We start from the raw sequence: 23,806 nt of genomic DNA on the forward strand, positions 1-23,806 counted from the left end.
GTTATTTTATGATAAGGGATGGTGGCCGGATTGACGGCGGAAAAACGACCGTTTGTGCTATACGAATATTTGCGCTTTTTTTGGCAGCGAAAATGGTGGTTTCTTCTCGTTCCGCTTGCAACGATCGTTTTGACCGTCATCGCAGGGCGGTTTTTGCTGCAGGGGGAGAAGTATACGGGGAAAGCTGTCGTGTTTACCGGATCGATTGACGTAAAAGAGTTGACGGATCCGAAAAATATAGAAGCGAAGTTTCCTGAGGTGAAAAACTTGGATGTCGTCGTTCCTGAGGAACAGTACGTGCAAATCACTGTCAAAGGCGACGATGAACAAGACGTGAGTCGAGAATTGAAGCTTGTTGTGTCGGAATACAGTCAGGAGCTCAAGCGCCATTCGCAAGAGCGGATTGATGTCACCACGAAATACTTGCATGCGCTGGAAGAACGGGAACGCGCCTTGCAACAAAAAGTCGATTATTATAGCGAACAAATACAGTCGGGCCGCTTGAATCCAGAACAGCTCAATGACATCAGCGACTTGTTGGTCGAGTCGGAAAACAACTTGACCGAAGTGATGGAGCGCGTCAATCGCATCCGCGGCAATCTTGTCTTTTACGAAAAACCGGCCGTGTTGTCGGAAACGGTGGCGAAATCGAAAACGTATACGGGGCAGCTGATGGCCGTCGGCCTTGTCCTCGGCCTGTTTTTGACGGTCGTTTGGCTCGTGCTTTGGAAGTATATATTGGACGCGAGGAGGTACTATTCTTCATGATCCGTTTTGCCATTGTCGGCATGGGGCATATCGCCAAAAAACATATCGATGCCATTGAAAAGGCGGACGGCGCCGAGCTGGCGGCAGTGTGCGACACGAATCCGGAACGTTTGCGCGACGTGTCGGACGTTCCTGTTTACACTGATATGGAGACGATGTTGAAGGAGAACGAACAGATCGATGTCGTCAACATTTGTGTTCCGTCTGGATTGCACGCGCGGCTGGCCAAGCTGGCGGCCCGCTATCGCCGTCATATCATTGTGGAAAAGCCGATGGCGCTCCGTGTGAGCGACGCCGAAGAGATGATCCGCGCGGCGAAAGAATACGACGTGAAGCTCGCGGTCGTTCATCCGAACCGCTTTCGTCCGGCTATTCGGAAGCTGAAAGAGGCGATGGAGCGCGGGATGTTCGGAAAACTGAGCCATGCGAACGCCACGGTGCGCTGGAATCGAAATCAAGCCTATTATGACCAGGCGGCGTGGCGGGGGACGAAAGAGTTTGACGGCGGCGTCCTGATGAATCAAGCCATTCACAATTTGGATTTGCTGCTTTGGCTGATGGGGCCGGTCAAGGCGGTGCAAGCGATGGCGGCGACCCGTCTGCGCAAGATTGAGACGGAAGACGTCGCGGCGGCGGTCGTCGAGTTTGAAAGCGGGGCGCTTGGCGTCATTGAGGCAGCGACGACGATTTATCCGCAAAACTTGGAGGAATCGATCGCCATTTTCGGCGAAACGGCATCAGTGAAAATCGGCGGCCGGACGGCCAACTTTATCGAAACGTGGGAAGCGGAAGGCGTCAGCGAGGAAGAACGGGCAAAGCTCATCGATGAGATCAACGCCGACCCGTTTGGCAAGCCGGGGCACCAATGGATCATTGAAGATATGGTGCAAGCGATTCGCGAAAACCGCGAGCCGATCGTCACTGGTTGGGACGGATTGGCTCCTGTTCGGCTGATCGAAGCGATTTTGCGTTCGGCGGAAACGGGGACAAGAGTGCAACTATCTGAGTAGAAAGGAATGAGAGGAATGAACTACGCGGAACGGCTGTTGCAAAAGTTTGAGAAACGCGACGCGGTCATCGGCGTGGTTGGGCTTGGCTACGTCGGGCTGCCGCTGGCAGTCGAAAAAGCAAAAGCAGGGTTTCATGTCATTGGCTTTGACATCCAACAAAGCCGCGTCGATCAAGTGAACAATGGGATCAACTACATCGGCGATGTCGTCGATGAAGATTTGCATGAGATGGTCAAACAAGGGCGGCTTGTGGCGACGACCGATTACGCCCGGATCGCGGAAGTCGATGCCGTGGCGATCGCGGTGCCGACCCCGCTCGATGCGCATCACCAGCCGGATACGTCCTACGTTGAAAACTCGGCAAACGAAGTCGCCAAATACGCCCATGAAGGGATGCTTGTCGTTTTGGAATCGACCACCTATCCAGGCACGACGGAAGAAATCGTGAAACCGGCGCTGGAGAAAAAGGGGCTCGTCGTCGGGGAAACGGTGTTCGTTGCCTATTCGCCGGAGCGGGTTGACCCGGGCAACAAGCAGTTTAAGACGAAAAATACGCCGAAAGTCGTCGGCGGCGTGACAAAGACGTGCACGAAAGTGGCAGCGGCCATGTATCGAGCCGTGCTTGAAGGCGATGTGCACGAAGTGTCGAGCCCGGCGGTGGCGGAAATGGAGAAAATTTTTGAAAACACGTTTCGCCATATCAACATTGCGTTAGCGAACGAAATGGCCATTTTGTGCGAACGGATGGGCATTGATGTCTGGGAAGTCATCGATGCAGCGAAAACGAAGCCGTACGGATTTATGGCGTTTTATCCGGGGCCGGGGCTTGGCGGCCATTGCATTCCAATCGACCCGTTTTATTTGACATGGAAGGCGCGCGAATACAACTACCATACGCGCTTGATCGAGCTGGCCGGAGAAATCAACAACGCAATGCCGGAATATGTCGTCAACCGCGCGATGCTCATTTTGAACGAAGAAGGGAAGGCGCTGCGCGGTTCGAAAGTGACGGTGCTCGGCGTCGCCTACAAAAAAGACATTGATGATGTGCGCGAATCGCCAGTGTTGAAAATCGTCGAGCTGCTCGAGCAATACGGAGCGGAATTTGCGGTCGTCGACCCGTATGTTCCGTCGTTCCGGGCGTGCAACCGGGTGATTGAGACGGTCGAGCTGACGCCGGAACTGCTTGCACAGTCAGATCTTGTCTTGATTACGACGGATCATTCCAACATCGACTATGAAATGGTCGCTCGTCACAGCCGGGTCGTGTTTGACACACGCAATGCTATGAAAGATGTGTCGAAACCGGCAAAATACGTCAAATTGTAAGCGAAGGAGACGAAACCATGAACGTTGTCGATCCCTCTGTTGTTTGCGGTGAACGTGTCGAAATGGGCCATTTCACTGTCATCGAGGCGAATGTAAAAATCGGAAACGACGTTAAAATCGGACATCGCGTCACGATTCACGAAGGAACCGTCATCGGCGACGGCGTGACGATCGCCGACGGAGCGGTGCTCGGCAAACCGCCGAAGCCGGCGAAAACGAGCACCGTCAAGCTGTCGGGCGAGCTGCCGCCGCTTGTCATCGGCGACCATTGCACGATCGGCGCCAACGCCGTCATCTATCGAGGCGCGACGATCGGCGCCTACACATTGATCGCTGATTTGGCGAGCGTGCGCGAAAACGTGCACATCGGCCAATATGTGATCGTCGGGCGCGGGGTGTGCGTCGAAAACCACGTCCAAATCGGCGATCGGACGAAAATCCAGTCGAACTCCTACATCACGGCCTACACGACGCTCGAAGACCATGTGTTCATCGCCCCGTGCGTCACGACGACCAATGACAACTACATGGGGCGGACGGAAGAACGGTTCGCCAAAATCAAAGGGGCGACCGTCAAGCGCGGGGCGCGCGTCGGAGGCGGAGCGATTTTGCTGCCGGGCGTGACGGTGGCGGAAGAGACGTTTGTCGCCGCTGGGGCGCTCGTCACAAAAGATACGGAACCGAGGACGGTCGTGAAAGGATTCCCGGCGCGCTTCAGCAAAATGGTCGACGAGCGGGAGTTGTTATAAATTGTTCTCGGCATTCAAGCGTTTAGGAGCGGATTCGCTCCTTTACGCGTTTATGAACGTCGGCACGAAGCTGATTGCCTTTTTGATGCTGCCGATTTATACAAGCTATTTGTCAAAGGCGCAGTACGGGGCGGTCTACTTGATCGACCAATGGACGTCGATGCTGACATTTCTCGTCATTTTCGGTACAGATTCGGCGCTCTCTTTTTACTATTACGACACGGACGACAAAGAGAAGCGCCTTTTGTATGTGCGCAACGTCATGTACTTCCGGCTGTTTGTCGTCGCCATCTTATTTTTGGCTGTCGTTTTGGCCGGTCCGTGGATCGCAGGCGCGCTGTTTCAAGAACCTCGCTATGTCGATTTGCTGTACATCAGTATCGCGACGTTGCTGCTCGATACGATTTTCGTCATGGCGACGACGGTGCTGCGGTTTGAATTTCAGACGAAAAAAGTCGTGATTTGGACGCTCGTGAAAATGCTGCTTGTCTCTGTGCTGTCGTATGCGGCGCTCCGGTGGTTCGCGGCGACGCCGGAAGGGCTGCTCATCGGCCGGCTCGTGAGCAGCGCGCTCGTGTTTTTGTTGATGCTGCATTTGACCGTCAAGTATATGGTGTGGCGCGTGCGCTTTGACGTGTTAAAGGAGCTGCTTGTCTACGCCGCCCCGCTCGTGCCGACTTCGCTCGCCTTTTGGGTGATCGCCAACGTCAGCACGTTTTTCATCCAACGATTTGCATCGTTGGAGGAAGTCGGGGTGTTTGGGGTTGCCTTGCGTCTCGCGACCGTGATCACGCTCATCACGAGCGGCGTGCAGATGGCGTGGCGTCCGTATTCGATGTCGATGAAAGACCGGCCGGAAAGCCGTGCGCTGTTTGCGAAAGTGTATATGGCGCTTTTGCTCATTGGAGCGTTTGGGCTGCTTTTGATCGCCACGGCGAGCCCGTGGCTTGTGGAAACCTTTTTCAAACCGGAATATCGCGATGCAGCGTCCTATATCCCGTTTTTATCGGCCGTCACGTTTTTGAACTTTTATTATCTGATTGTTTCCACCGGCTTGTTTTTGACAAAGGAAACCGGCTATATTTCGCGGGTGTTCACGCTAGCGGCGCTTCTTCATCTTGCGTTGAACGCCGTGTTGGTGCCGCTTTGGCTCAGCTGGGGGGCGGTCGCGGCCAGCCTCATTACGTATATTGTCGCTGTGGCTTTCATTTTTCGCAAAAGCCAGCAAGTGTATCCTGTGCCAGTGTCATGGAAAAAGATGGCTTTGGTTTTGGTCGGCACATTGCTCGCCCTCATCGTCATCGTCTACGTTCAGCAGGCGCCGCTTGCTGACGGCTGGGTGCTCGCTGGTTGGGGCTTGTTTGCCGCCACGCTCTTTGCCAGCCGGGTTGATCGTGATTTGCGCCGTCCGGTGCGCACGATCGAGGATGAAAATGCGCAAAATACTTGATAACCGCTCATCTGATCTAGGAGGTGTTTCGGATGAAAATCGCCACCGTGTTAGGCGCCAGACCGCAGTTTATCAAGGCTGCCCCCGTCTCGCGCGTCTTGCGAAAACAATATACCGAAGTGCTGATCCATACCGGGCAGCACTATGACCCGAATATGTCGGCCATTTTTTTTGAGGAGTTGAATATTCCGACGCCTGACTACTATCTTGGGGTGGGTTCAGGCAGCCATGGAAAGCAAACGGGCGAAATGCTGATGAAAATTGAAGAAATTGTCATGCAAGAAAAACCGGATTATGTGCTCGTCTATGGCGATACGAACTCGACGCTCGCCGGCGCGTTGGTCGCTTCGAAGTTGCACATTCCGGTCATCCACGTCGAAGCTGGGCTGCGCAGCTTCAACAAGCAGATGCCGGAAGAAATCAACCGCATCATGACCGATCATGTCTCCGAGCTCTTATTTTGTCCAACGGAGACGGCCGTGGAAAATTTACGAAAAGAAAATATTACGCGAAACGTCTGGAATGTCGGCGACGTCATGTATGACGCCATTTTGTACAACAAGGAGCTCGCACAGCGCCAATCGACGATTTTGGCTGATTTGTCGCTGGCGGAACAATCCTACTACTTGATTACCATTCACCGAGCGGAAAATACCGATGACCCTGACAAATTGAAAGCCATTCTGGCTGCTTTTGCGGACATCGACGGGACGAAAGTGTGGCCGATTCATCCGCGGACGCGGCATAAGCTTGAAGAGTACGGCTTGGACGCTTCGGCGATTCCAGGGCTTCGGCTGATCGATCCGGTCGGTTATTTGGACATGCTTCGGCTAGAGAGCGGCGCGAAAAAAATCATCACCGATTCAGGCGGCGTGCAAAAGGAGGCGTATTTCTTGCGCGTGCCTTGCGTGACGGTGCGCGAACAAACCGAATGGGTGGAAACGCTCAAAGGCGGGGCGAACATCTTAACCGGCACGGACCGCGAGAAGATCGTCGCGGCGGTCCACAAGGAAGTCGCCCCTGTTTATGCGGACGTCTTTGGCGATGGGCATGCGGCGGAGAAAATCGTGGCGGCGATCGGACAGCGATAAGGGTGCGTCGGCATGTTGGACGTGTTGATCTGGTTGATGGTTCTTGTCGCCTCCACCTTGATGTTTCGCTATGCAGCGGGGACGCTTTCATGGAAGGCGCCGAATCTCGTGTCGATTGTGTACTATTACTCGTTCCTTCTGTCGAGCTTCATCGGCGCGCTGCTGATCGCATTGGGAATGGACGATTACTACATGATTCGCAAGTTGTTTCGGCCCGAAGAATATCGGCGGATTGGATTTGTCGTCGTGTGCTTTGTCATGATCGTGTTCCCGCTGTCGATGGTGGTCGTTTCAAGGCTGTGCGGATTTGAAGCGAGGCAGGAGTTTCGCGCCTATTTGCAAAAGCCGCTTTCTCCGTTGGCTGGAGCGACGGGTGACCAAGTGTTTTATGCGTTTTTGGCGCTGTCGCTGCTCAGTTTTGCCGCCATTGCGTATATGATTTGGAAAACGCCGACGATTCCGGTGTTTGCGCTCTTGACAGGAACGGATGAGAGCTTGGCTGCGTTGCGCATTGAGGCGTCGCGCCATTTTGCCGGAAACGTGCTCGTTCGCAATATTTTTGCCATTACGCTCACGCCGCTTTTGTCGTTTATCGCTTATTTGTTTGCCGAGCTGACGCACGAGTGGCGGTGGAAGCTGCTGTTTATCTGTCTGTTTGTCGGGGCGGTGTTCGTCAATGTGTATGATTTGGCCAAATCGCCGATTTTCTTTTATGTGATGATGTTTTTCCTCATTCGCATTTACATTGGAAAAACAAGGTTGTCGGCGGTGAAACTGGCGCTGTATGGGGGAGTGGGGGCGGCGGTGCTCGTCGGCATGTACATCGTCATTCAAGGGGTGCAAGATGCCACGACCTTTTTGTCTTACAACAAGGGCCCGATCGGCCGCATGATTTTGGCGCAAATCGCGCCGACGTTTCTTCATTTGAATTTGTTCGGCGAAGCGCTGCCATTTCTTTATGGAAAAAGCTTGCCCTCGATTTTAACAGGGTTGTTTGACGTCGAGAACGTCCGCTCCGCCCGCCTCGTGATGGCGCACGTGTTCCCGGAGCGGATCGAGGATGGAACGGGAGGGGTGCTCAATACGCTCTTTGTCGCTGAGGCGTATGCGAACTTTGGCTACGTTGGAATCGTCATCGGCACGCTGTATGTCGGTGTCGTGACGCAGCTGTTGTACATTGGGTTTCTACGGCTGCCAAAAAATCCTTTGTTTTTAAGTTTGTTCGTTTATTTTTCCATTAACATCCCCCGCACGCTCGTCGGTGGGTTCACCGATTTTTTGTTCAATCCGACCTGGGTGCTGATCGTGGCGTTGTTTGGCGGAATGGCGTTATGGCTGCGGGTGCAGGGGGATTTACGGGCATGGTTTGCAACGAAAAGGCGAATCACTGATGAGGGATGAATGATGAAAACCGTATTGATTTATTACCCGTTTTCACTCGCCGCGGAACGAAACAGCGGGTCAAAGCTGCGGCCGTATGAAATGCATCAGGCGTTTTTGCGTTGGGGAGCGAAAGAGGGAGTGGACGTTCTTCTGATCGCCGGCACGTCAGCCGAGCGGGAGAAGCAATTTCAAGAGCTCCGCAGCCAAGGCAAGCTCGATGATGTCTGGTTTTGCTATATGGAAAACCAGACGATTCCGCTTTGGCTCACTGACCCAGGACACCGGCCGCAACGTCCGTTCGTCGACCGGGACGTTCTCCGCTACTTGAAAGCCCGCAACGTTCCGATCGGCGTCTTTTACCGCGACGTCTATTGGAAGTTTCCTGATTTGTATCCGCTCCGTGGTTGGAAAAAAGCAGCCATGCAAATGATGTACCGTTGGGAAGAACGGTTTTACGAGCGGTACTGCGATGTCATCTTTTTGCCGAGCCTCGAAATGGGAACATATGTCGCGATCCGCCGCCCGATGGTCGATTTGCCGCCGGGTGGGAAGCAAAAGCCGTTTCAGCGGTTCGGGACGGCGAAACAGCCGCTGAATGCCATTTATGTTGGCGGCATCAACAATGCCGACTATGGGCTTTTGCTCCTGCTCGAGGCGATTCGCTTGGCAAACCGCCGCAAGCCGCTTGTTTCGCTCACCGTCGTCTGCCGAAAAGACGAGTACGAGCGGCAGCCGCTTGCGGTGAAAGAAGAGCTTGCCGCCTTGCAAGTGCGCGTCGAGCACGTCAGCGGCGAAGCGCTCGACCGTTTGTATGCGGAGATGGATTTCGCCTTCATCCCGCGGCGGCGGAGCGAGTACAATGATTTTTCCGTTCCCGTCAAGCTGGTTGACTATCTGTCGAGCGGCCTGCCGATTGTCGCCACCGCTTGCTCAGCGCAAAAGCGGTTGATTGAAGCGGATGGGTACGGCGTCATTTGCGACGACAACCCGTCGTCGATGGCAGAAGCGATCGCCAAGATGGCGGACATGCTCGAGGAGTGCCGCTTGCGCATTGAGCAGACGTTTATGGCGAAACATTCGTGGGAAGCGAGAGTGGAAAAGGTGAAAGAAACGTTGGTGGGGGGCCTCCGATGAAAGTCGCCTTATTGGCTCCAAGCAAATCGATCCATACGCATAAGTGGGCCCGCTTTTACCAAACGCAAGGCATTGATGTGAAAGTCGTGACGTTTAAAGACCATTACGGGCCGGAGCAAGCGAAAGAAGTCGAGACAGTCGTGCTGCCGAAATGGCTGCCGGGGAAGTTGTCGTATTTTTCCACTGTCTTTTCATTAAAGCGGCTGCTCGCTTCGTTTCGACCAGATATTTTGCACGCCCATTATGCCTCCAGCTATGGGTTGATCGGGGCGCTTGCGGGGTATCATCCGTTTTACGTCTCCGTCTGGGGGCGCGACGTGTATCAGTTTCCGAATGCCAATCGTTGGAACCGACGGATGCTTGAATATACATTCCAGCGTGCGGATGTCATTTGTTCGACAAGCCGTGTGATGGCGAAAGAAACCGGAAAGTATACGGACAAACCGATCGAAGTGACGCCGTTTGGTGTTGATGTCGCCCGCTTCAAACCGTTGCCGAAACAGCCGAAACGGACCGTGACGATCGGCACGGTGAAAGCTCTTTCCGACAAGTACGGGATCGCCGATTTGATTCGGGCGTTTGCCATTGTGCACGAGCGGCATCCGCGAACGGAGCTGTTGATCGTCGGCGACGGGCCGCAGCGGAGTGAATACGAGGAGCTGTGCGCCCGCCTCGGCATCCAATCCGTGACGACGTTTGCCGGCAAAGTTCCGAACGAACAAGTGCCGCTGTATATCAATCAAATGGATATTTTCGCCGTGCCTTCGACTGAAGACAGCGAAAGTTTTGGCGTTGCCGCCGTCGAGGCGATGGCGTGCGGCGTTCCCGTTGTCGTCTCCAACGTCGGCGGGCTGCCGGAAGTCGTCCGTGAGGGAACAACGGGGTTGATCGTGCCGAAAAACAGTCCGGAAAAGCTGGCGGAGGCGTTCGAACGGCTGCTGCTTGATGAGAGGCTGCGGCAACGAATGGGGGAAAACGGCGTCAACCATGTCCATGAACATTACGATTGGACGGAAAATGCGATGCGCATGATCCGATTGTATGAGCAAACGTTGAAAGGCGGTGGAGGGAGTCGATGAGGAACAAAGCCGTCATATCAGCCGCTGCGGTTGGTGCTCGTTTGTTGCCGAAAGCGGAGGCTAAGTCGCGAAGCCGGCGGCTTTCCGTTGGCAAGCTCATGATGACCGTCGGTTCGCGGCAACGATTATACATCCAAGGACAGCGGGACGATGCCAGGGGGGCGTTTCCCCTTTTCCACGCCTCGTTTGCGCTCGCCTCTTGGCGCTCGAAATGGAACGTTCGTTTGCGATTTTTTGGGAAAGTGGTGTGGAGCGGGCCATGAGGATCATTTACCTATGCCAACACTTCCCGCCGGAAACAGGTGCACCGCAAATTCGTGTGTATGAGGTGAGCAAGGAGCTGATCAAACGGGGGCATCAAGTGGAAGTGCTCACGGCGTTCCCGCATCACCCGCACGGCGTCATCCCCAAGCCATACCGCGGCCTGTTTTATTTGTTCGAACAATGGGACGGCATTCCCGTTCATCGGACATGGATTTATCCGTCGCCAAAGGGGAGCTTTTGGAAACGGCTCGCTTCGTATTTTTCGTTTACGTTCAGCTCGTTTTATTCGCTGCTTGTGAAAGCGAAGCCGACGGATGTGATCATTTGCAATTCCCCGCCGTTGTTTTTAGGGATCACCGGGTACGTGGGCGCGAAGTTGAAACGGGCGAAGTTTGTTTTCAACGTCGCCGACATTTGGCCGGAATCGGCCGTTGAGCTCGGCATTTTGAAAAATCGGCTGTTCATCCGAATGGCGAGATGGCTCGAGCTGTTTTTATACCGGAAGGCTTGGAAAATCGCCGCCGCGACGGAAGGCATTCGCGATTATATGATTGAGCAAGGGAAGGCGCCCGAGGATGTCTTTTTATTGCCGAACGGCGTCAACACGGATGTGTTTCGCCCGCTGCCGAAAAACAAGAAGCTGCTTGCGGAATTAGGGCTCGAAGGAAAAGTGGTGTTTACGTACGCCGGAACGATGGGATACGCCCAAGGGCTCGATTCGGTGCTGCGGGCGGCGGCCATCGTCAAAGCAAAAGATGAACGGGCGCATTTCCTGTTTGTCGGCGACGGCCAAGAGCGAGAAAAGCTGATGGCGTTAAAAGAAGAGCTCGGCCTTGACAATGTGACGTTTTACGGATCCGTTCCGGTTGAGAAGATGCCGGAGATTTTCTCCATCACCGATTACAGCATCGTTTCGCTGCGCAACATCGATTTGTTTAAAGGGGCAAGGCCGTCGAAAATTTTCCCGGCGATCGCCACCGGAACCCCGGTGCTGTATTGCGGCGAAGGGGAGAGCGCCGAGATTTTAGAAACATACCATTGCGGAAAAATCGCTCCTCCAGAAAATCCTGAACAGATCGCTGCAGCGGTTCTCGAGTTGCTTTGCCTTCCGAGCGAGGAATACGAAAAGATGGCGGAAAATGGGCGCAAGTTGGCGGTGGAGCAATACTCATGGATTCGCATTGTCGACGATTTGCTTCACGCCCTTGGCGATGAAACAAAACGCGAATCCGTTTGGCCGACGGAACAATAAAAAAGAAAAGGGTGTCCCGCTCATAAGCAGGATGCCCTTTCCTTTATGTGAAAAGCGGCTATGTTTCCATTTGGAAAGATATTTTCCGACCGCGTCGGGAGTGTTGGAATGCGAGTGATGTTTTCCTTCACAATCGTCATGCTTTCACTCGAACGAGACTTCCGCCCCGCGGAAGTAATGCTCTAAAATTCGCTCCGCCGTCCATCCACGCTCGGCAAATGCTTTTGCTCCGTATTGGCTCATGCCGATCCGGTGCCCCCATCCTTTTCCCGTGACAGTGATCGAGCTAACCCCTGACGGCGAGGCGGAAAGCGGCACGATGCCATCCGTTGTTTGTACCTTGATTCCTTCGACGCCGGCGAGCGAAACGGTTCCGCTCCCTGTTTGGACGGAGTAAGATGACAAGGAAGAGGCGGCGATGTTGCCGCTGGCCGTTTGAATCGACACGGATGGACCGCTTTTTTGCACTTGAATGTCAAACCAGTTGGACGGCAAGATGCCGTAAAATTGATTGCCGTCTAGCGGGAACAGTTTGCGGATGGTCGTCTCATTGCCTTTCACCGTTTTTTCGCCTGCCGAGGTTTCAATCGTGACGGCACCCACTTCTCCGTTCGCGCCGGTTTTGGCGATCGAGACGTCGTATAAAACAACCGATGGATCGGTGAACCCGAACGAACGCAGCAGCACAGCTGGGGAGAAGGTGAATGACCATCGGCTGTACGGCGATGATTCATACGGGTCATCGACGCTCGCCAAATATGGGTAGGCGGTTTGCGACGAGTTCCAGACGTCGCTTACATTGGCGGTTCTGCCGCCGCTTGTCGAGTGGTAATACGTTTCAATGATACTGCCATTATATTTCAGATACAATCCTCTTGTTGCATCCACTGCCGCGTTCGATCGTGGAGATTCTCCATCATATCCTTTATACGTCTGTGTGTTTGGATTGGTCGTCAAACTTGTTTTATGTTTATAGGCATAGTTTCGGGCCGCAATGGCTTGCGCCTTCAGCGCTTCGAGCGGCCAAGAGGCGGGCATCTCGCTCGGCACGACTCCTTTTAAATAATCTTCCATATCTAAAATATTGACAGCATACAAGCCGTTGCTTTGCCGGCGAATGTCGACGCTGCCGCGATAACGGGTTTGATTCACTTTCACAAGCGACAACGGCGCAGCGCCGATCGTTTCTTGAATGGTAAATCCGGTGCTTGAAAAATCCGTCTTTCCATTGTACGTGACAAACACTTTCGAAGAGGAAGACCGAAATGTCAGATTTGTCCTGCTTGGCAGCGGGGTGATCGTCAACGTCTCTTTATTGACGATTTGATAGTTTCCTTCGACGGCGACTGTCACCGATGTCCCTTTATATAAAAGGACTTGCACGGGATTGTTGTACGTTTTCACCCCAGCGGCGTTCGACGCGGAAGGAGAGACGATGAGCAAAAACAGGCCGACGGCCAACCACGCCAATTTTTTCACCGTCTACTTCACCTCACCAAATTCAGCGGCCATCCAACCCCGACGCCCATCAGACAGTTGCACGTTGTACCATTTCTCCCCTTTGCTGTTGGTAAACGGCTGAATATAGACCATCTCTGTCCCTTTTGGAACGGTCGCAATAATCGGATAAGAAGTCGTCGCTCCTTTTCGAATATTGACCGCGGCCGTGGCGATGACGTGCTTGGTGCTGTCGCTGCTGACGGCGGATGTCGAGACATCGCCGGAATAAATCCAACCTTTCAACGATGAGGAGAGGATGATGTTGTACCACAATCCTTGGGAAGTAAGGTGCGCCCCGACCACTTGCAGTGAAGCCCCTGCCTGTTTATAAGTGATGACGTGGTAGCTCGTTGACGCTCCGCTGCGGACGGCCGCATTGTTTTTCACTACATAGACGACAGAAGGCAAAGAAGGCGAAGCGGGTTTGCTGGCAAGTTGTTGTTGAAGTTGTTGAATTTGTTGTTGCTGGGCGGCCAGTTGTGCTTTCAGGTTGGCAATGTCGTTTTTCATCGGGTTGAGCTGGGAAGTCACCCAGTCGACGCTCGCTAACACGACTTTTTCCGTGAAAATCCCCACCACTTGGTGAGTGCGGTATACGCTCCTGATCCGTGAGGGTATACTGAAAATGGCCAAAAAAGGCAATAGGAAAGCAGAGGTGCCCGATTTTAGGCATCTCGTATAACCTGTCTGCCTTTTGGCTAGACTAAATAAGTTGTGGTTGGCGGAACGGCTCTTTGCGGGAGATCATGCAAAAGATGATCACCAACATCCGCCGAGCTGTGGCGATGAGGGCTTTTTTCTTCCCGCACCGGGCCGCCAACGACCAAAACTTTCGGGACAAGGGATGCGTCTTGGATCGAGCTGCTGACCATGCCGCCTCGCATAACGCCGATCGGAGATGGGGATTGCCTTTTGTCGTGCGCGTGCTCTTTCGCTTTCCGGCGCTTTCATGGTTGCCGGGGGACAATCCAGTCCATGAAGCCGCCCGTTCCGGCGTTTCAAAGACGCTCATGTCGGTTCCCATCTCGGCTATGATGACGGCGGCGGTTTGTTTTTTCACTCCGGGCATGGTCATCAACAGGTTCACTTCCTCGCGATACGGCTCGAGCAGGCGGTCGATGTGTTGGTCGACTTCTTCGATGAGCCGCTCCAATTCCTCAACGTGTTTCCACAAGAGGCGAAGGAGACGGAGCTCGTGTTCGGTCAAGGTGCCGAGCAGCGAATCGTACACCGCTTGCTTTTTCTTTTTGAGCCTTCCGCGCAGGCATTGATCCAACTCGTCCTTGTCCACGTATCCCTTCTCAAGCAGCCGGGCGAGGATGTCTTTTCCGGAAACGCCGAAGAGATCGGAGAGGACCGAGCCGAGTTTGACATTGGAAGACTCGAGCACTTTTTGAATCCGGTTTTTCTCCGAAGTCAGCTGTCCGACCCACTTTTTGCGGAGGCGGGTAAAATCCCGCAATTCGCGAATATCCGCTGGGGGGACGAAACTTTTTTCAACGAGTCCATGGCGGAGCAGCTTGGCGATCCACTCGGCGTCAGAGACATCGGTTTTTCTTCCCGGGACATTTTTGATCCGCTGCGGATTGGCCAGTGTCAAGTCGACATAGCCCTCGAGGAAGGCAAAGACCGGTTTCCAATACACGCCGGTGGATTCCATGGCGACATGGGTGACCCCATGTTCTTCGAGCCACTCGAGCAGGTCGCCAAGTCCTTTCGAGAACGTGGAGAAGGTTTGAATGTCCTTTTGAATGTGTCCATCTTCTTCCCATAGCGCGCAGGCGACGATGGTTTCGGCATGAACATCCAATCCTGCGCAGCGAGGATAGATGACATCCATGATGAAAATCCTCCTTTTCGATGATCGAGTGCGCAAACAGCGAATCCACGGGAGAAATGCGGCAGTTTTCCGTTCGTCGTCACCTTTCCTCTATCACAGGAAAGGGCGGACAATGGGTGGTGCACCCAGTGGATTCAAACACTTTTCCGTACAGGGTCTAAGCCACCATTAAGCATAACGTCCTGTTGAACTGTTTGCGCCTATTCTTCATTATGGGAAGAAAAGGGGGATTTTCATGCCCGGGTGGAGAGCAAAAATTGCTCATGGAACTTTTCCGATGCTTTCATCGCCGATGGCGTAAACAAGAGGGCGCCTGCCGTCATTCCGACCGCCAGGCTGGCAGCAACGGCCCATTTGGCTTTTCGTTTCATCATGTTCATCTCCCCCGTTTTTGGATATGGAAAGAAAGGAGAATAATAGCTTTCCTAAAAGGCCGGTGAAAAACAACGGATTCGCTCGGTTCATGAGGAATCGCAAGGAATGAAAACGCGATGCTGCCATGTTTCTCAGTTTGACGAACTCCGTCGTAAAGCTTTGCAATCCGTTGCATTACCGGCCTTCTCATGCTATTATTCTCCGAACGCGAACAAACTAGAATTGGCTGAAATACTCTTCCAGTCCTTCGCGAATGCCGACGGCCGCTTTTTGGCGGAACGCTTTCGTTTTGAGCAGCGCCTCTTCATTTGGATTGGAGAGGAAGGCGAGCTCAACGAGAATGCTCGGCAGCTCGTTTTTTCGGTTGACGTAAAAGTCTTGCGTTTTATGGCCGCGGTCATATGTTCCGAGCTGTTGGACAAGATGTTTTTGCACGATGGCGGCCAACTGCTCGCTTTTTGGCCCATTGAAGTTGCTCGATACGTTGTAGTACGTTGTCGTTCCGCGAGATGTCCGCGAGTACGAGTCGGCGTGAATGCTGATAAAGGCGTCGTAGTCGGAACTGTTGGCGATCCATGTCCGTTCAGACAGCTCCAAAAAGATGTCGGTGCTTCGCGTCAATTTCACGATCGCTCCGGCCCGCTCCAATTCTTCTTTTAGCAATAAGGCGGTGTCGAGAGTAATATCTTTTTCCCGCGTGCCGCCAGGGCCGATCGCCCCGGTGTCGTGCGCCCCATGCCCTGCGTCAATGATGATTTTTTTGCCCTTGAGTCCGGTCTCGAGAATTTTCAGCGCCAATCGGTCGCTGTAATGGCGAAGGGTGAACGTGTACCCCGGTTCAAAGGTGATGAGCAGGCTGCTGCCGTTCCACTCCACCGTTTGTATGCCTGGAATGTCGGTCGACGGGACTTCAGCGTAGGAAAACGAGCCGGTGATTTTCAGACGATTGCCCGGCAACAACGAATAGGAGACGCGGAAATTAGAAGTTTTTTTCCACGTCAAATAGGCATCTTCGTTGATGGTCGAAAACGTCGGTTCAACGAGACTATTTAAGGCGACGGTAGAGGTGCTTGATTCCTCCACCCATCCGCGGACGCCATTGGATGTTTCGACATTCAGCCATCCATGATATTCGTAAAGGACAGCAAGCCGCTCATTCGCTGCCAACGCCTTCAACGATTGATAGTTCGAAGAGGCACCTCGGCGCAGCGGAGTGCCCGCCTGTTTGACGTATACGTAGGATGGGGCTTTTACTTCAAACACCGGCATCCATCCCGTTTTCCCCGATGCAGAGGTGACTTGCACCCAGTCGAACGGAGATGCTTCTGTCGTCTTCAAAACCGTGACCGTTCGGTTTTTCGCAATCCGCTCGATGACGGCGGCGCTCAACGAAGGTTCGGCAAACAGCGCCGCATTAGCGGTTGTCACCTGCTTTTGCATCCCCTGGCTGGCTGGTGGGGAAAGGTAGGATTTGGTTACGACCGTCCCGTGCACCCAGCCGAGCGTTTTTCCATTGAGGGACACTTTGTACCAAAGCGCTCCCGACGCATCTTTGGCGCTTGACAGGCTGTTCAGTTTGGTTCCTTTTTTCAGTTGGGTGACGACTTTTGCTTTTAAAGATGGAGCTTGCCGCACATTGGCGACCGAAACGCTGACCGTCAGCGGCTGGCCTGAGATGCTGGACGTATCCGAGACACCGCTTGGAACCGAAATGGTTGATGACATCGTCAACACTTTTTCCGACACCCATCCCCGGACATGTCCGAGATCAACGCGGTACCAAAGTTCCTGACCATTCGTGACGAACAAATCGATCACTTTGACAGATTGACCGCGTGACACTGTGGCGACGGCGCGGTAATGGACGCTCGCCCCGCGGCGAACCGGGGAGGACTGCACAACGTTCATGAATGTCGGCAAAAGTGTCGGAAGCTGTTTGGGTATGTAGATCTGTTCCGTTTTCACCCATCCTTTGACTCCCGCCCACTCCACACGCACATACTGTTCCCCGAGCGAATTGGTGAACTCGGCAATGATGGAGACGACATCGCCGTTAGACAGTGTTTTGACGACCGGATAGTAAGGGGATGCCCCCTTGCGCATCGCGATGTCGTTGGCGGCGATGACCGCACGCTTTCCGACGAGCATGGAAGGCGGTTGGTTAGAAAAGCTGTCCGCACGCGTCCAGCCGGTGACGCCTCCGTACTCGATGCGGTACCACGTTTCACCATAGGCATTTTGAAACTCGTCTATGACTTTCACTTGTTGGCCAGCGGGAATCGAACCAACGGACCGATATGAATCGGTTGCCCCTCTTCTCAGCAACGAGTCTTGCTTGGCGAACATCACGTTAGGGAAGGCGGAAGAGACATGCGCTTCAGAAAAGTCGTCTGCCCGCGCCCAGCCCGTGATGCCCTTATATTCGATGCGATACCACGTTTCGCCAGCAGCGTTTTGGAACTTGTCGATGACCTTTACTTGTTGGCCAGCGGAAATGGATTCGACGATTTGATAGGAATCCGTCGCTCCTCTCCTCAGCAAAGCGTTATGCTCAGCGACCATGAGTGTCGGTGAGGATGAGGACGGACTTCCATCGGCGGCCAAGGCGGCCGACGGCCACAGCGGGCAAGTCGCCAACAAGACGGAAAGAAGCGTTTTTTTCAAGGATTCGATCCCCCCTTTTTTCTCAAGTTTGCGTTTTCTATACTATCATAGCGAATTTTGCCGTTTTATCCAACCCGAATTCAGTCCTATTATGAGAAAAAATGAAAAGTTTTGTTGAAAAAGAGAGAAAAAAAGCAGAGGATATGAAAAGTTGTGTTCTTTCATCATCATTGCGGCATGATATACGCTGTAAATGGAAAAAGGCGCCCCATTGCTTTTGGGAGCACCTTCTTTGTGATCGTTAATTTTGGCTTTGTGTGGATGGTGAATCGCTGCGCGTGAGGGAGGCGTTGGACGTCTCGAGCGCTTGCCGCAGCGTTTCATTGATTGAGCTGACCGATTGCTCATCCGGAATGTAATAGTATACGCCGTTGATCGTTTCATCGTATCCTTCTAGATGCAGATTTTGTACGTCCGCATTTTTCATCTTTTGATAGACATAGACGAATGACAACAGCTCGGACGGGGGAATGTTTGTGCGTACGTGATCTCCCAAATTGGCGATAACATCATCGAGCTTCGGCAGCGAAGCAATAGATGTGCTTTTGTCAATAATGGCACGGATGACTTGTTTCTGCCGTTCATTCCGCCCAAGATCGCCGCGAGGGTCCGATTTTCTCATGCGCACATAGGCGAGCGCTTCATTGCCGTTCAACTCTTGTTTGCCTTTATAGAACGTATGCCATTTGAGGGAGCCGGTCAGTTGGGCTTTGAATGTGAACGGAACATCCACCGTGACGCCGCCTAAGGAATCGACAATTTTCTGGAACCCGTCAAAATCGGTTGTCACGTAATAGTCAATCGGTACATCGATCAGCTCATTGACGGCTGCAATCGTCGATTGAATGCCGCCGTAGCTGTAGGAATGGGTGATTTTGTCTTTCCGCCCTTCGCTCGGGATGTAAACGCGCGTGTCGCGCGGAATGCTCAACAAATACACTTTGTTCGTCTTCGGATTGACGGTCAAAAGCATGACGACATCAGACCGCCCCTCCTCGTCGTGGTACTGGTTTTCCACTCCGACTAACAGCACGGTAAACGGATCTTTGCGCATTTCAATATTTTTTGCAGGCTTGCTTGATGGATCAAGCGCTTGATAAATTTTGCTTGACGCCTGTTTCGTCTCGGAGTAAATATTGTAGCCAAAGGCGCCGACACCCCCGAGCAAAAGAAGAAACACGAGCAAAAATAATCGGCGGAGCCGCTTTTTTTTCTTTCGCTTTTTCACCGTTTTTCTTGTATGATTCATCGTTTAACCCTTCTTTCCTTTACGGTGTCGTTTTAGGAAGACGGAAGCAACCGTTCGGCATACTCCATCGCTCCCGCCTGAATGTCCGCCCTTCCGTTTGTCAGTTCGGTCATCCACTCGCCGAACGAAGGCTGGCCGTCCTCGGGAACGAGAACATCAAACGTGACGCGGTCGGCATATTGGATATTTTTAATAGTATATACGGAAGAGCGCAGCTCATTTTCCACCTTCCCAAGCCACGGGTAGTCGATCGTAACATGCATGACGCGCATGAGCCGACGCTCGACGATGCCGGCGGCGTTCAGCCCCTCGGAGACGGCGCGGCTGTAAGCGCGCACCAACCCGCCCGCGCCGAGCTTGATGCCGCCGAAGTAGCGGGTGACAACGGCGACGGTGTCTTTCACCCCTTTTTTCTTCAGCACCTCAAGCATGGGTACCCCTGCGGTGCCGCTCGGCTCGCCGTCATCGTTCGCTTTTTGGATTTGGTCATGCTCGCCGATCAAATAGGCGGAGCAGTTGTGGGTGGCGTCCCAATGCTTCTTCTTGATTTGTTGAATAAAGGCGACGGCCTCTTCTTCCGTTTCCGTGCGGTTGACATAGCAGATAAACCGTGATTTTTCAATTACGATTTCGTGTTCACCGTATCCTTTAACCGTGTAATATTTTTGCAACAAAACGAAACACCTCAACGATCAACATCGTGCAAACGGTTTATTTGTTCATTTTTTTGCATGAATGGCTAGCGCTCTACTCTAATTATGGTAAACTGAAAATAAAAGAGCAATAGATAGAGCATGCTTTTATTATGGCTCTTCACCAAAAGTTGTACTTGATTTTTTCTGAACATACCCTATTTACGCTTGTGAGGGAAAATCAGCACTTTTTGCCTATCCTTACGCAGGAAACCGCATTGCTTGTCAAGTACATGTTGTGGTGAAGAGCCTTTATTATTATAAATCGACAACTTTTTTCCTTCAAACAAATTTTGCTGGCGCCCATGCGCACCGCTTGGCAGCGCTGTTGGAGGTTGGCAAATGGCTAAGGCAAAACAGTGGGACGTAAAGCAGTTAGATCGGATTGTCGAAAAAATGATCGACACCGTTCAACATAGCAAAGACGAAATTTTCCGCATCGGGGAGCAGTCGCGTCAAGAGCACGACCATTTGCTTCGCGAACTCGAGGAGGTGAAGCGGCTGACCGTGCAGGCGATCGAAGAAGCGGATCAGCTGGAAATGAAGGCGCGTCAGGCGCGCCGCCGCCTGTCGGAAGTGAGCCAAAACTTTTCCACCCACTCGGAGCAAGATATTCGCGAGGCGTATGAAGCGGCGCACGAGCTGCATATAAAGCTGACGATGGTGCGCGAGCGGGAGAAACAGCTGCGGCTGCGCCGCGACGAGCTCGAGCGGAGATTGGCGAGCCTTGCGCAAATTATCGAACGCGCCGATTATTTAGTTGGACAAATTACGGTCGTGCTCCACTACTTAAACAGCGATTTCCGCCAGGTCGGCGAGCTTATTGAAGGAGCGAAGCAAAAGCAGGAATTTGGGCTGAAAATCATCGAAGCCCAGGAAGAAGAGCGGCGGCGGCTGTCGCGGGAAATCCATGACGGCCCGGCGCAGCTGCTCGCTCACGTCCTTCTTCGGTCTGATTTGGTCGAAAAGGTGATCAAAGAGCGAGGGACAGAGGCGGCGATCGCCGAGATTCGTGATTTTCGCAAAATGGTGCGTTCGGTTTTGTCCGAAGTGCGCCGCATCATTTACGATTTGCGGCCGATGGCGCTTGATGATTTAGGACTGGTGCCGACGCTAAAAAAATACTTGCAAACGACCGAAGAATATAACAAGGGAGTCCACATTTCCTTTGTACATATCGGCGAAGAAATTCGGCTGCCGTCGCGGATGGAGGCGGCCGTGTTTCGGCTTGTCCAAGAATCGGTGCAAAACGCCTTGAAGCATGCCGAAGCGCGCCATATCGACGTCAAAATGGAAGTGACGTGCCACCATCTGCTTGTCAGTGTCAAAGACGATGGCAAGGGATTTGATCCATCGGTCAAAAAAGAAAATGCGTTCGGCTTGATTGGAATGCGGGAGCGGGTGGAGCTGCTCGGCGGCACGCTCGACATCCGCTCAAAGATTGGCAGCGGAACGACCGTGTTCATTCGCGTTCCGCTCGACCGTTCGACTGACAAAACGAACAAGGAGGAAAGGAAACGATGAAAACACGCATCGCGATTATCGACGATCACCAGCTGTTTCGCGAGGGCATCAAGCGCATTTTGGAATTTGAGGGCGATTGTGAAGTCGTGGCGGAAGGAAGCGACGGAAGTGAAGCGCTTTCAATCGTCGAAACATACCGACCCGATTTGGTGCTGATGGACATTAACATGCCGGACATCAACGGCGTTGAGGCGACGAAACAGCTGATTGAAGCTTACCCTGATACGAAAGTCGTCGTGCTGTCGATTCATGACGATGAAAACTATGTCATGCGCGCCTTGCAGACGGGAGCGACCGGGTATTTGTTGAAGGAGATGGACGCCGATACACTCATTGAGGCGGTGAGAATCGTCGCGGAAGGCGGATCGTATTTGCATCCGAAAGTGACGCACAACTTGATTCGCGAATACCGCCGATTGACGACGGAAAAAGGCGGCGCAGTGGTTAAGCAGGAGGTGCGCCGCCCGCTTCATTTGCTGACGCGGCGCGAGTGCGAAGTGCTGCAGCTGTTGGCCGACGGCAAAAGCAACCGCGCCATCGGCGAAGCGCTGTACATTAGCGAAAAAACAGTGAAAAACCACGTCAGCAGCATCTTGCAAAAGTTAAACGTCAATGACCGGACGCAAGCCGTTGTGGTCGCGATCAAAAACGGCTGGGTGGAAGTGCGCTAATGGCAATGCCCCTTCGTTTCCGCCTATTGTCGGCGGATTGGATGGGCGTCTGGCGGCTGGTGTTGAGGGGATCGAGGCAGCGATGCTTCGTTGTTGGTGTGTCCGTGGTGAGGACAAGCTGTTTTGTAGTTGGCGGCAAGCGGCTTTGTTTAGGTCCTTGCGGTGCGCTATCCTCCATTTGGATTCGTAGTGGTGGGCGGTTTGTCTTTTTGGTATAATGGAAGAAAATTTGAAATCAGGAAGGAATGGCGTTCGTGAAAACGGCAATTGTCACCGACAGCACGGCCTACTTGCCGAAAGAGGTGCGCGAGAGGTTGGGCATTCGCCTGATTCCGCTCAGCGTCATTTTCGGGAATGAGACGTACCGCGAAGAGATTGATATGACGGCCGATGAATTTTTTGCCAAAATCAAGCAGCATCCGACGTTGCCGACGACGTCCCAACCGTCGGTCGGTGAGTTTGTTGACTTGTTCACCGCCATTCGCGAGGAAGGATACGAGGCGGTCGTCAGCATCCACCTTTCAAGCGGCATCAGCGGCACGTATCAAGGCGCGGTGACGGCGGGAACGATGGTCGATGGTCTGCGCGTTTACGCCTATGATTCGGAAATCAGCTGCATGGCACAAGGGTTTTATGCGATCGAAGCGGCGGAAATGGCGCAGGCGGGGAGGTCTCCTGAGGATATCATCGCTCGCTTGGATGAAATGAAACAAACGCTGCGCGCCTACTTTATGGTCGACGACTTGTCCCATCTGCAGCGGGGCGGACGGCTGACCGGGGCGCAGGCGTTCATCGGCGGCCTCTTGCAAATCAAGCCGCTTCTTCGCTTTGAAAACAAAGTGATCGTGCCGTTTGAAAAAATCCGCACGCGCAAAAAAGCGATCCACCGCATCGAAGAGCTGTTCGCCGAAGATGCGGAAAAGGGTGTGCCGCTCAAAGCCGCCATCATCCACGCCAACCAGCCCGATGAAGCGCACCGCTGGCGCAATGAGCTGTCCGCCCGCTATCCGCACGTTGAGTTTCTTATCAGCTATTTTGGCCCCGTCATCGCCACGCACGTCGGCGAAGGCGCGCTCGGGTTGACGTGGTATCAGCCTTAAGCCGAGGCCGCAAAGCGCCGTCTCGAGGCGCTGCAGCCAAGCGCAAGGCGGAACGGTGCGCTCCGCCTTGCACGGCGGCGGATTCTCGTTTCCGCTGTATGGTCGATCAAGATGTTTCCGTCTTCCCGTTTGGCATTCATGGGACGAAATGATCCGAATGAGTTTTGGGTCATGTTGATGCTATTCATAGTGGATGCTATTTCATATAATGTTTTTACCGATTTCCTCATCCAACTTCAATGCGCTTGCCATTCTCCTTCGGCGGTATTCTCCATAACTGCCCGCAGTTGACGAATTCATCCGTGACAAACATAAGAGCGAGAAAACCTATTCCCTTTAGGTGTGGGGAATGTCAAATTCGTCAGCTGCATCGTCTTCTTCTCCTCTCTCCACTTTATGAAACGGGCGGAGATGTGGGGCTGGCCGAACTTGTCGAACGGTTTTCCTTTCCTGAAAAATGTGTCGCTATTTCCCTGGGAATGTTGTCGAAACACGTTGTCGATCGACTCGATGACTCTCTGTGGATCTTTGATGTTGTCGGATTTCGCTTTATCCTTTTCCTTCGAAGGTCGATATGTCGTGAAAAAGAGGGTCAAACCACATCTTGACTCCATTGGGAAGCCCTTTTTGCCTCCACTTTCTTTGCCGATCGAAGGCTGCCGTTTTTTGCTTCCTCCCCATC

Annotated in this window: 22 protein-coding genes; 14 read left to right on the top strand and 8 right to left on the bottom strand. The window is 53.2% G+C overall.

Annotation, left to right across the window (positions count from 1 at the left end):
- Window positions 1-30: 30 nt before the first annotated feature.
- Genes CD000_RS17095 through CD000_RS17145 form a run of 11 tightly spaced genes read left to right on the top strand, consistent with a single transcriptional unit; the run spans window position 31 to window position 11,509 of the window.
- Entirely contained in the window at window positions 31-768 is a 738-nt protein-coding gene (locus CD000_RS17095) for a GumC domain-containing protein (protein WP_031206184.1), read from the top strand.
- Window positions 765-1,778, top strand: coding sequence for a Gfo/Idh/MocA family protein (locus tag CD000_RS17100; protein WP_011232636.1), 1,014 nt, complete (start codon window positions 765-767; stop codon window positions 1,776-1,778). Before CD000_RS17095 ends, CD000_RS17100 begins: the two co-directional genes overlap by 4 nt.
- Before the next feature lie 15 nt (window positions 1,779-1,793).
- A complete protein-coding gene (locus CD000_RS17105; RefSeq protein WP_020278880.1) occupies window positions 1,794-3,107 on the top strand; it encodes a nucleotide sugar dehydrogenase in 1,314 nt (437 codons plus the stop codon).
- A 17-nt stretch (window positions 3,108-3,124) separates the two neighbouring features.
- Window positions 3,125-3,856 (top strand): N-acetyltransferase, encoded by a 732-nt coding sequence (locus CD000_RS17110; RefSeq protein WP_011232634.1) that lies wholly within the window; start codon window positions 3,125-3,127, stop codon window positions 3,854-3,856.
- A 1-nt stretch (window position 3,857) separates the two neighbouring features.
- On the top strand, window positions 3,858-5,306 hold the full coding sequence (locus CD000_RS17115) for a lipopolysaccharide biosynthesis protein (RefSeq protein WP_096226137.1): 1,449 nt from the start codon (window positions 3,858-3,860) through the stop codon (window positions 5,304-5,306).
- Between the two features lie 32 nt (window positions 5,307-5,338).
- Window positions 5,339-6,397, top strand: a complete 1,059-nt coding sequence (gene wecB / locus CD000_RS17120; RefSeq protein ID WP_011232632.1) for a non-hydrolyzing UDP-N-acetylglucosamine 2-epimerase — start codon at window positions 5,339-5,341, stop codon at window positions 6,395-6,397.
- A gap of 12 nt (window positions 6,398-6,409) precedes the next feature.
- Entirely contained in the window at window positions 6,410-7,798 is a 1,389-nt protein-coding gene (locus CD000_RS17125; protein ID WP_096226138.1) for an O-antigen polymerase, read from the top strand.
- Window positions 7,799-8,914, top strand: coding sequence for a glycosyltransferase (locus tag CD000_RS17130; RefSeq protein WP_014196796.1), 1,116 nt, complete (start codon window positions 7,799-7,801; stop codon window positions 8,912-8,914). It abuts the gene before it with no gap.
- A complete protein-coding gene (locus CD000_RS17135) occupies window positions 8,911-9,993 on the top strand; it encodes a glycosyltransferase (protein ID WP_096226139.1) in 1,083 nt (360 codons plus the stop codon). Before CD000_RS17130 ends, CD000_RS17135 begins: the two co-directional genes overlap by 4 nt.
- Window positions 9,990-10,256, top strand: a complete 267-nt coding sequence (locus CD000_RS17140; RefSeq protein WP_020278882.1) for a hypothetical protein — start codon at window positions 9,990-9,992, stop codon at window positions 10,254-10,256. The genes CD000_RS17135 and CD000_RS17140 overlap by 4 nt, the downstream gene beginning before the upstream one ends.
- Window positions 10,253-11,509: a glycosyltransferase family 4 protein gene (locus tag CD000_RS17145; protein ID WP_011232627.1), complete on the top strand. Its 1,257-nt coding sequence runs from the start codon at window positions 10,253-10,255 to the stop codon at window positions 11,507-11,509. Before CD000_RS17140 ends, CD000_RS17145 begins: the two co-directional genes overlap by 4 nt.
- 144 nt (window positions 11,510-11,653) lie before the next feature.
- Here the strand turns inward: CD000_RS17145 and CD000_RS17150 are convergent, their stop codons facing one another.
- The 7 genes from CD000_RS17150 to CD000_RS17180 all read right to left on the bottom strand — a co-directional run bounded on the left by CD000_RS17150 (window position 11,654) and on the right by CD000_RS17180 (window position 19,811).
- Window positions 11,654-12,988 (bottom strand): SpoIID/LytB domain-containing protein, encoded by a 1,335-nt coding sequence (locus CD000_RS17150; RefSeq protein WP_096226140.1) that lies wholly within the window; start codon window positions 12,986-12,988, stop codon window positions 11,654-11,656.
- Between the two features lie 3 nt (window positions 12,989-12,991).
- Window positions 12,992-13,585, bottom strand: a complete 594-nt coding sequence (locus CD000_RS17155; RefSeq protein WP_233130478.1) for an SH3 domain-containing protein — start codon at window positions 13,583-13,585, stop codon at window positions 12,992-12,994.
- A 127-nt stretch (window positions 13,586-13,712) separates the two neighbouring features.
- Window positions 13,713-14,849 (bottom strand): IS110-like element ISGka2 family transposase, encoded by a 1,137-nt coding sequence (locus CD000_RS17160; RefSeq protein ID WP_096224841.1) that lies wholly within the window; start codon window positions 14,847-14,849, stop codon window positions 13,713-13,715.
- Between the two features lie 233 nt (window positions 14,850-15,082).
- A complete protein-coding gene (locus tag CD000_RS18315) occupies window positions 15,083-15,223 on the bottom strand; it encodes a hypothetical protein (RefSeq protein ID WP_233130479.1) in 141 nt (46 codons plus the stop codon).
- A gap of 217 nt (window positions 15,224-15,440) precedes the next feature.
- Window positions 15,441-17,888 carry an SH3 domain-containing protein gene (locus CD000_RS17170; protein WP_096226141.1) on the bottom strand — a complete coding sequence of 816 codons (2,448 nt, stop codon included), beginning with the start codon at window positions 17,886-17,888 and terminating at the stop codon, window positions 15,441-15,443.
- A gap of 241 nt (window positions 17,889-18,129) precedes the next feature.
- Window positions 18,130-19,137, bottom strand: coding sequence for an LCP family protein (locus tag CD000_RS17175; RefSeq protein WP_096226142.1), 1,008 nt, complete (start codon window positions 19,135-19,137; stop codon window positions 18,130-18,132).
- Between the two features lie 32 nt (window positions 19,138-19,169).
- Window positions 19,170-19,811 carry a YigZ family protein gene (locus CD000_RS17180; protein WP_096226143.1) on the bottom strand — a complete coding sequence of 214 codons (642 nt, stop codon included), beginning with the start codon at window positions 19,809-19,811 and terminating at the stop codon, window positions 19,170-19,172.
- 360 nt (window positions 19,812-20,171) lie between these two features.
- Here CD000_RS17180 and CD000_RS17185 point away from each other — a divergent pair, with 360 nt between their 5' ends.
- The 3 genes from CD000_RS17185 (at window position 20,172) to CD000_RS17195 (ending at window position 23,124) form a co-directional block, all read left to right on the top strand.
- The gene (locus tag CD000_RS17185) at window positions 20,172-21,353 is read left to right on the top strand and encodes a sensor histidine kinase (RefSeq protein ID WP_096226144.1); all 1,182 of its coding nucleotides are present in this window, start codon (window positions 20,172-20,174) and stop codon (window positions 21,351-21,353) included.
- Complete coding sequence (locus CD000_RS17190) at window positions 21,350-22,024, top strand: response regulator (protein ID WP_096226145.1); 675 nt, start codon at window positions 21,350-21,352, stop codon at window positions 22,022-22,024. The genes CD000_RS17185 and CD000_RS17190 overlap by 4 nt, the downstream gene beginning before the upstream one ends.
- Window positions 22,025-22,278: 254 nt before the next feature.
- Entirely contained in the window at window positions 22,279-23,124 is an 846-nt protein-coding gene (locus CD000_RS17195) for a DegV family protein (RefSeq protein ID WP_096226314.1), read from the top strand.
- Here CD000_RS17195 and CD000_RS18570 read toward each other — a convergent pair.
- Window positions 23,121-23,264: a hypothetical protein gene (locus tag CD000_RS18570; protein WP_158225557.1), complete on the bottom strand. Its 144-nt coding sequence runs from the start codon at window positions 23,262-23,264 to the stop codon at window positions 23,121-23,123. The two genes, CD000_RS17195 and CD000_RS18570, sit on opposite strands and share 4 nt — an antisense overlap.
- Between the last annotated feature and the right edge of the window lie 542 nt (window positions 23,265-23,806).

The organism is Geobacillus sp. FJAT-46040, assembly GCF_002335725.1.
GTDB classification, from domain to species: Bacteria; Bacillota; Bacilli; order Bacillales; family Anoxybacillaceae; genus Geobacillus; species Geobacillus thermoleovorans.

What these genes read in the sequence shown, in the direction of transcription:
- CD000_RS17110 (WP_011232634.1), top strand. Translation starts at nt 3,125, where the DNA reads ATGAACGTTGTCGATCCCTCTGTTGTTTGCGGTGAACGTGTCGAAATG.
- CD000_RS18315 (WP_233130479.1), bottom strand. Translation starts at nt 15,223, where the DNA reads ATGATGAAACGAAAAGCCAAATGGGCCGTTGCTGCCAGCCTGGCGGTC.
- CD000_RS17190 (WP_096226145.1), top strand. Translation starts at nt 21,350, where the DNA reads ATGAAAACACGCATCGCGATTATCGACGATCACCAGCTGTTTCGCGAG.
- CD000_RS17145 (WP_011232627.1), top strand. Translation starts at nt 10,253, where the DNA reads ATGAGGATCATTTACCTATGCCAACACTTCCCGCCGGAAACAGGTGCA.
- CD000_RS17160 (WP_096224841.1), bottom strand. Translation starts at nt 14,849, where the DNA reads ATGGATGTCATCTATCCTCGCTGCGCAGGATTGGATGTTCATGCCGAA.
- CD000_RS17105 (WP_020278880.1), top strand. Translation starts at nt 1,794, where the DNA reads ATGAACTACGCGGAACGGCTGTTGCAAAAGTTTGAGAAACGCGACGCG.
- CD000_RS17185 (WP_096226144.1), top strand. Translation starts at nt 20,172, where the DNA reads ATGGCTAAGGCAAAACAGTGGGACGTAAAGCAGTTAGATCGGATTGTC.
- CD000_RS17140 (WP_020278882.1), top strand. Translation starts at nt 9,990, where the DNA reads ATGAGGAACAAAGCCGTCATATCAGCCGCTGCGGTTGGTGCTCGTTTG.
- CD000_RS17100 (WP_011232636.1), top strand. Translation starts at nt 765, where the DNA reads ATGATCCGTTTTGCCATTGTCGGCATGGGGCATATCGCCAAAAAACAT.
- CD000_RS18570 (WP_158225557.1), bottom strand. Translation starts at nt 23,264, where the DNA reads ATGAATGCCAAACGGGAAGACGGAAACATCTTGATCGACCATACAGCG.
- CD000_RS17135 (WP_096226139.1), top strand. Translation starts at nt 8,911, where the DNA reads ATGAAAGTCGCCTTATTGGCTCCAAGCAAATCGATCCATACGCATAAG.
- CD000_RS17175 (WP_096226142.1), bottom strand. Translation starts at nt 19,137, where the DNA reads ATGAATCATACAAGAAAAACGGTGAAAAAGCGAAAGAAAAAAAAGCGG.
- CD000_RS17130 (WP_014196796.1), top strand. Translation starts at nt 7,799, where the DNA reads ATGATGAAAACCGTATTGATTTATTACCCGTTTTCACTCGCCGCGGAA.
- wecB (WP_011232632.1), top strand. Translation starts at nt 5,339, where the DNA reads ATGAAAATCGCCACCGTGTTAGGCGCCAGACCGCAGTTTATCAAGGCT.
- CD000_RS17125 (WP_096226138.1), top strand. Translation starts at nt 6,410, where the DNA reads ATGTTGGACGTGTTGATCTGGTTGATGGTTCTTGTCGCCTCCACCTTG.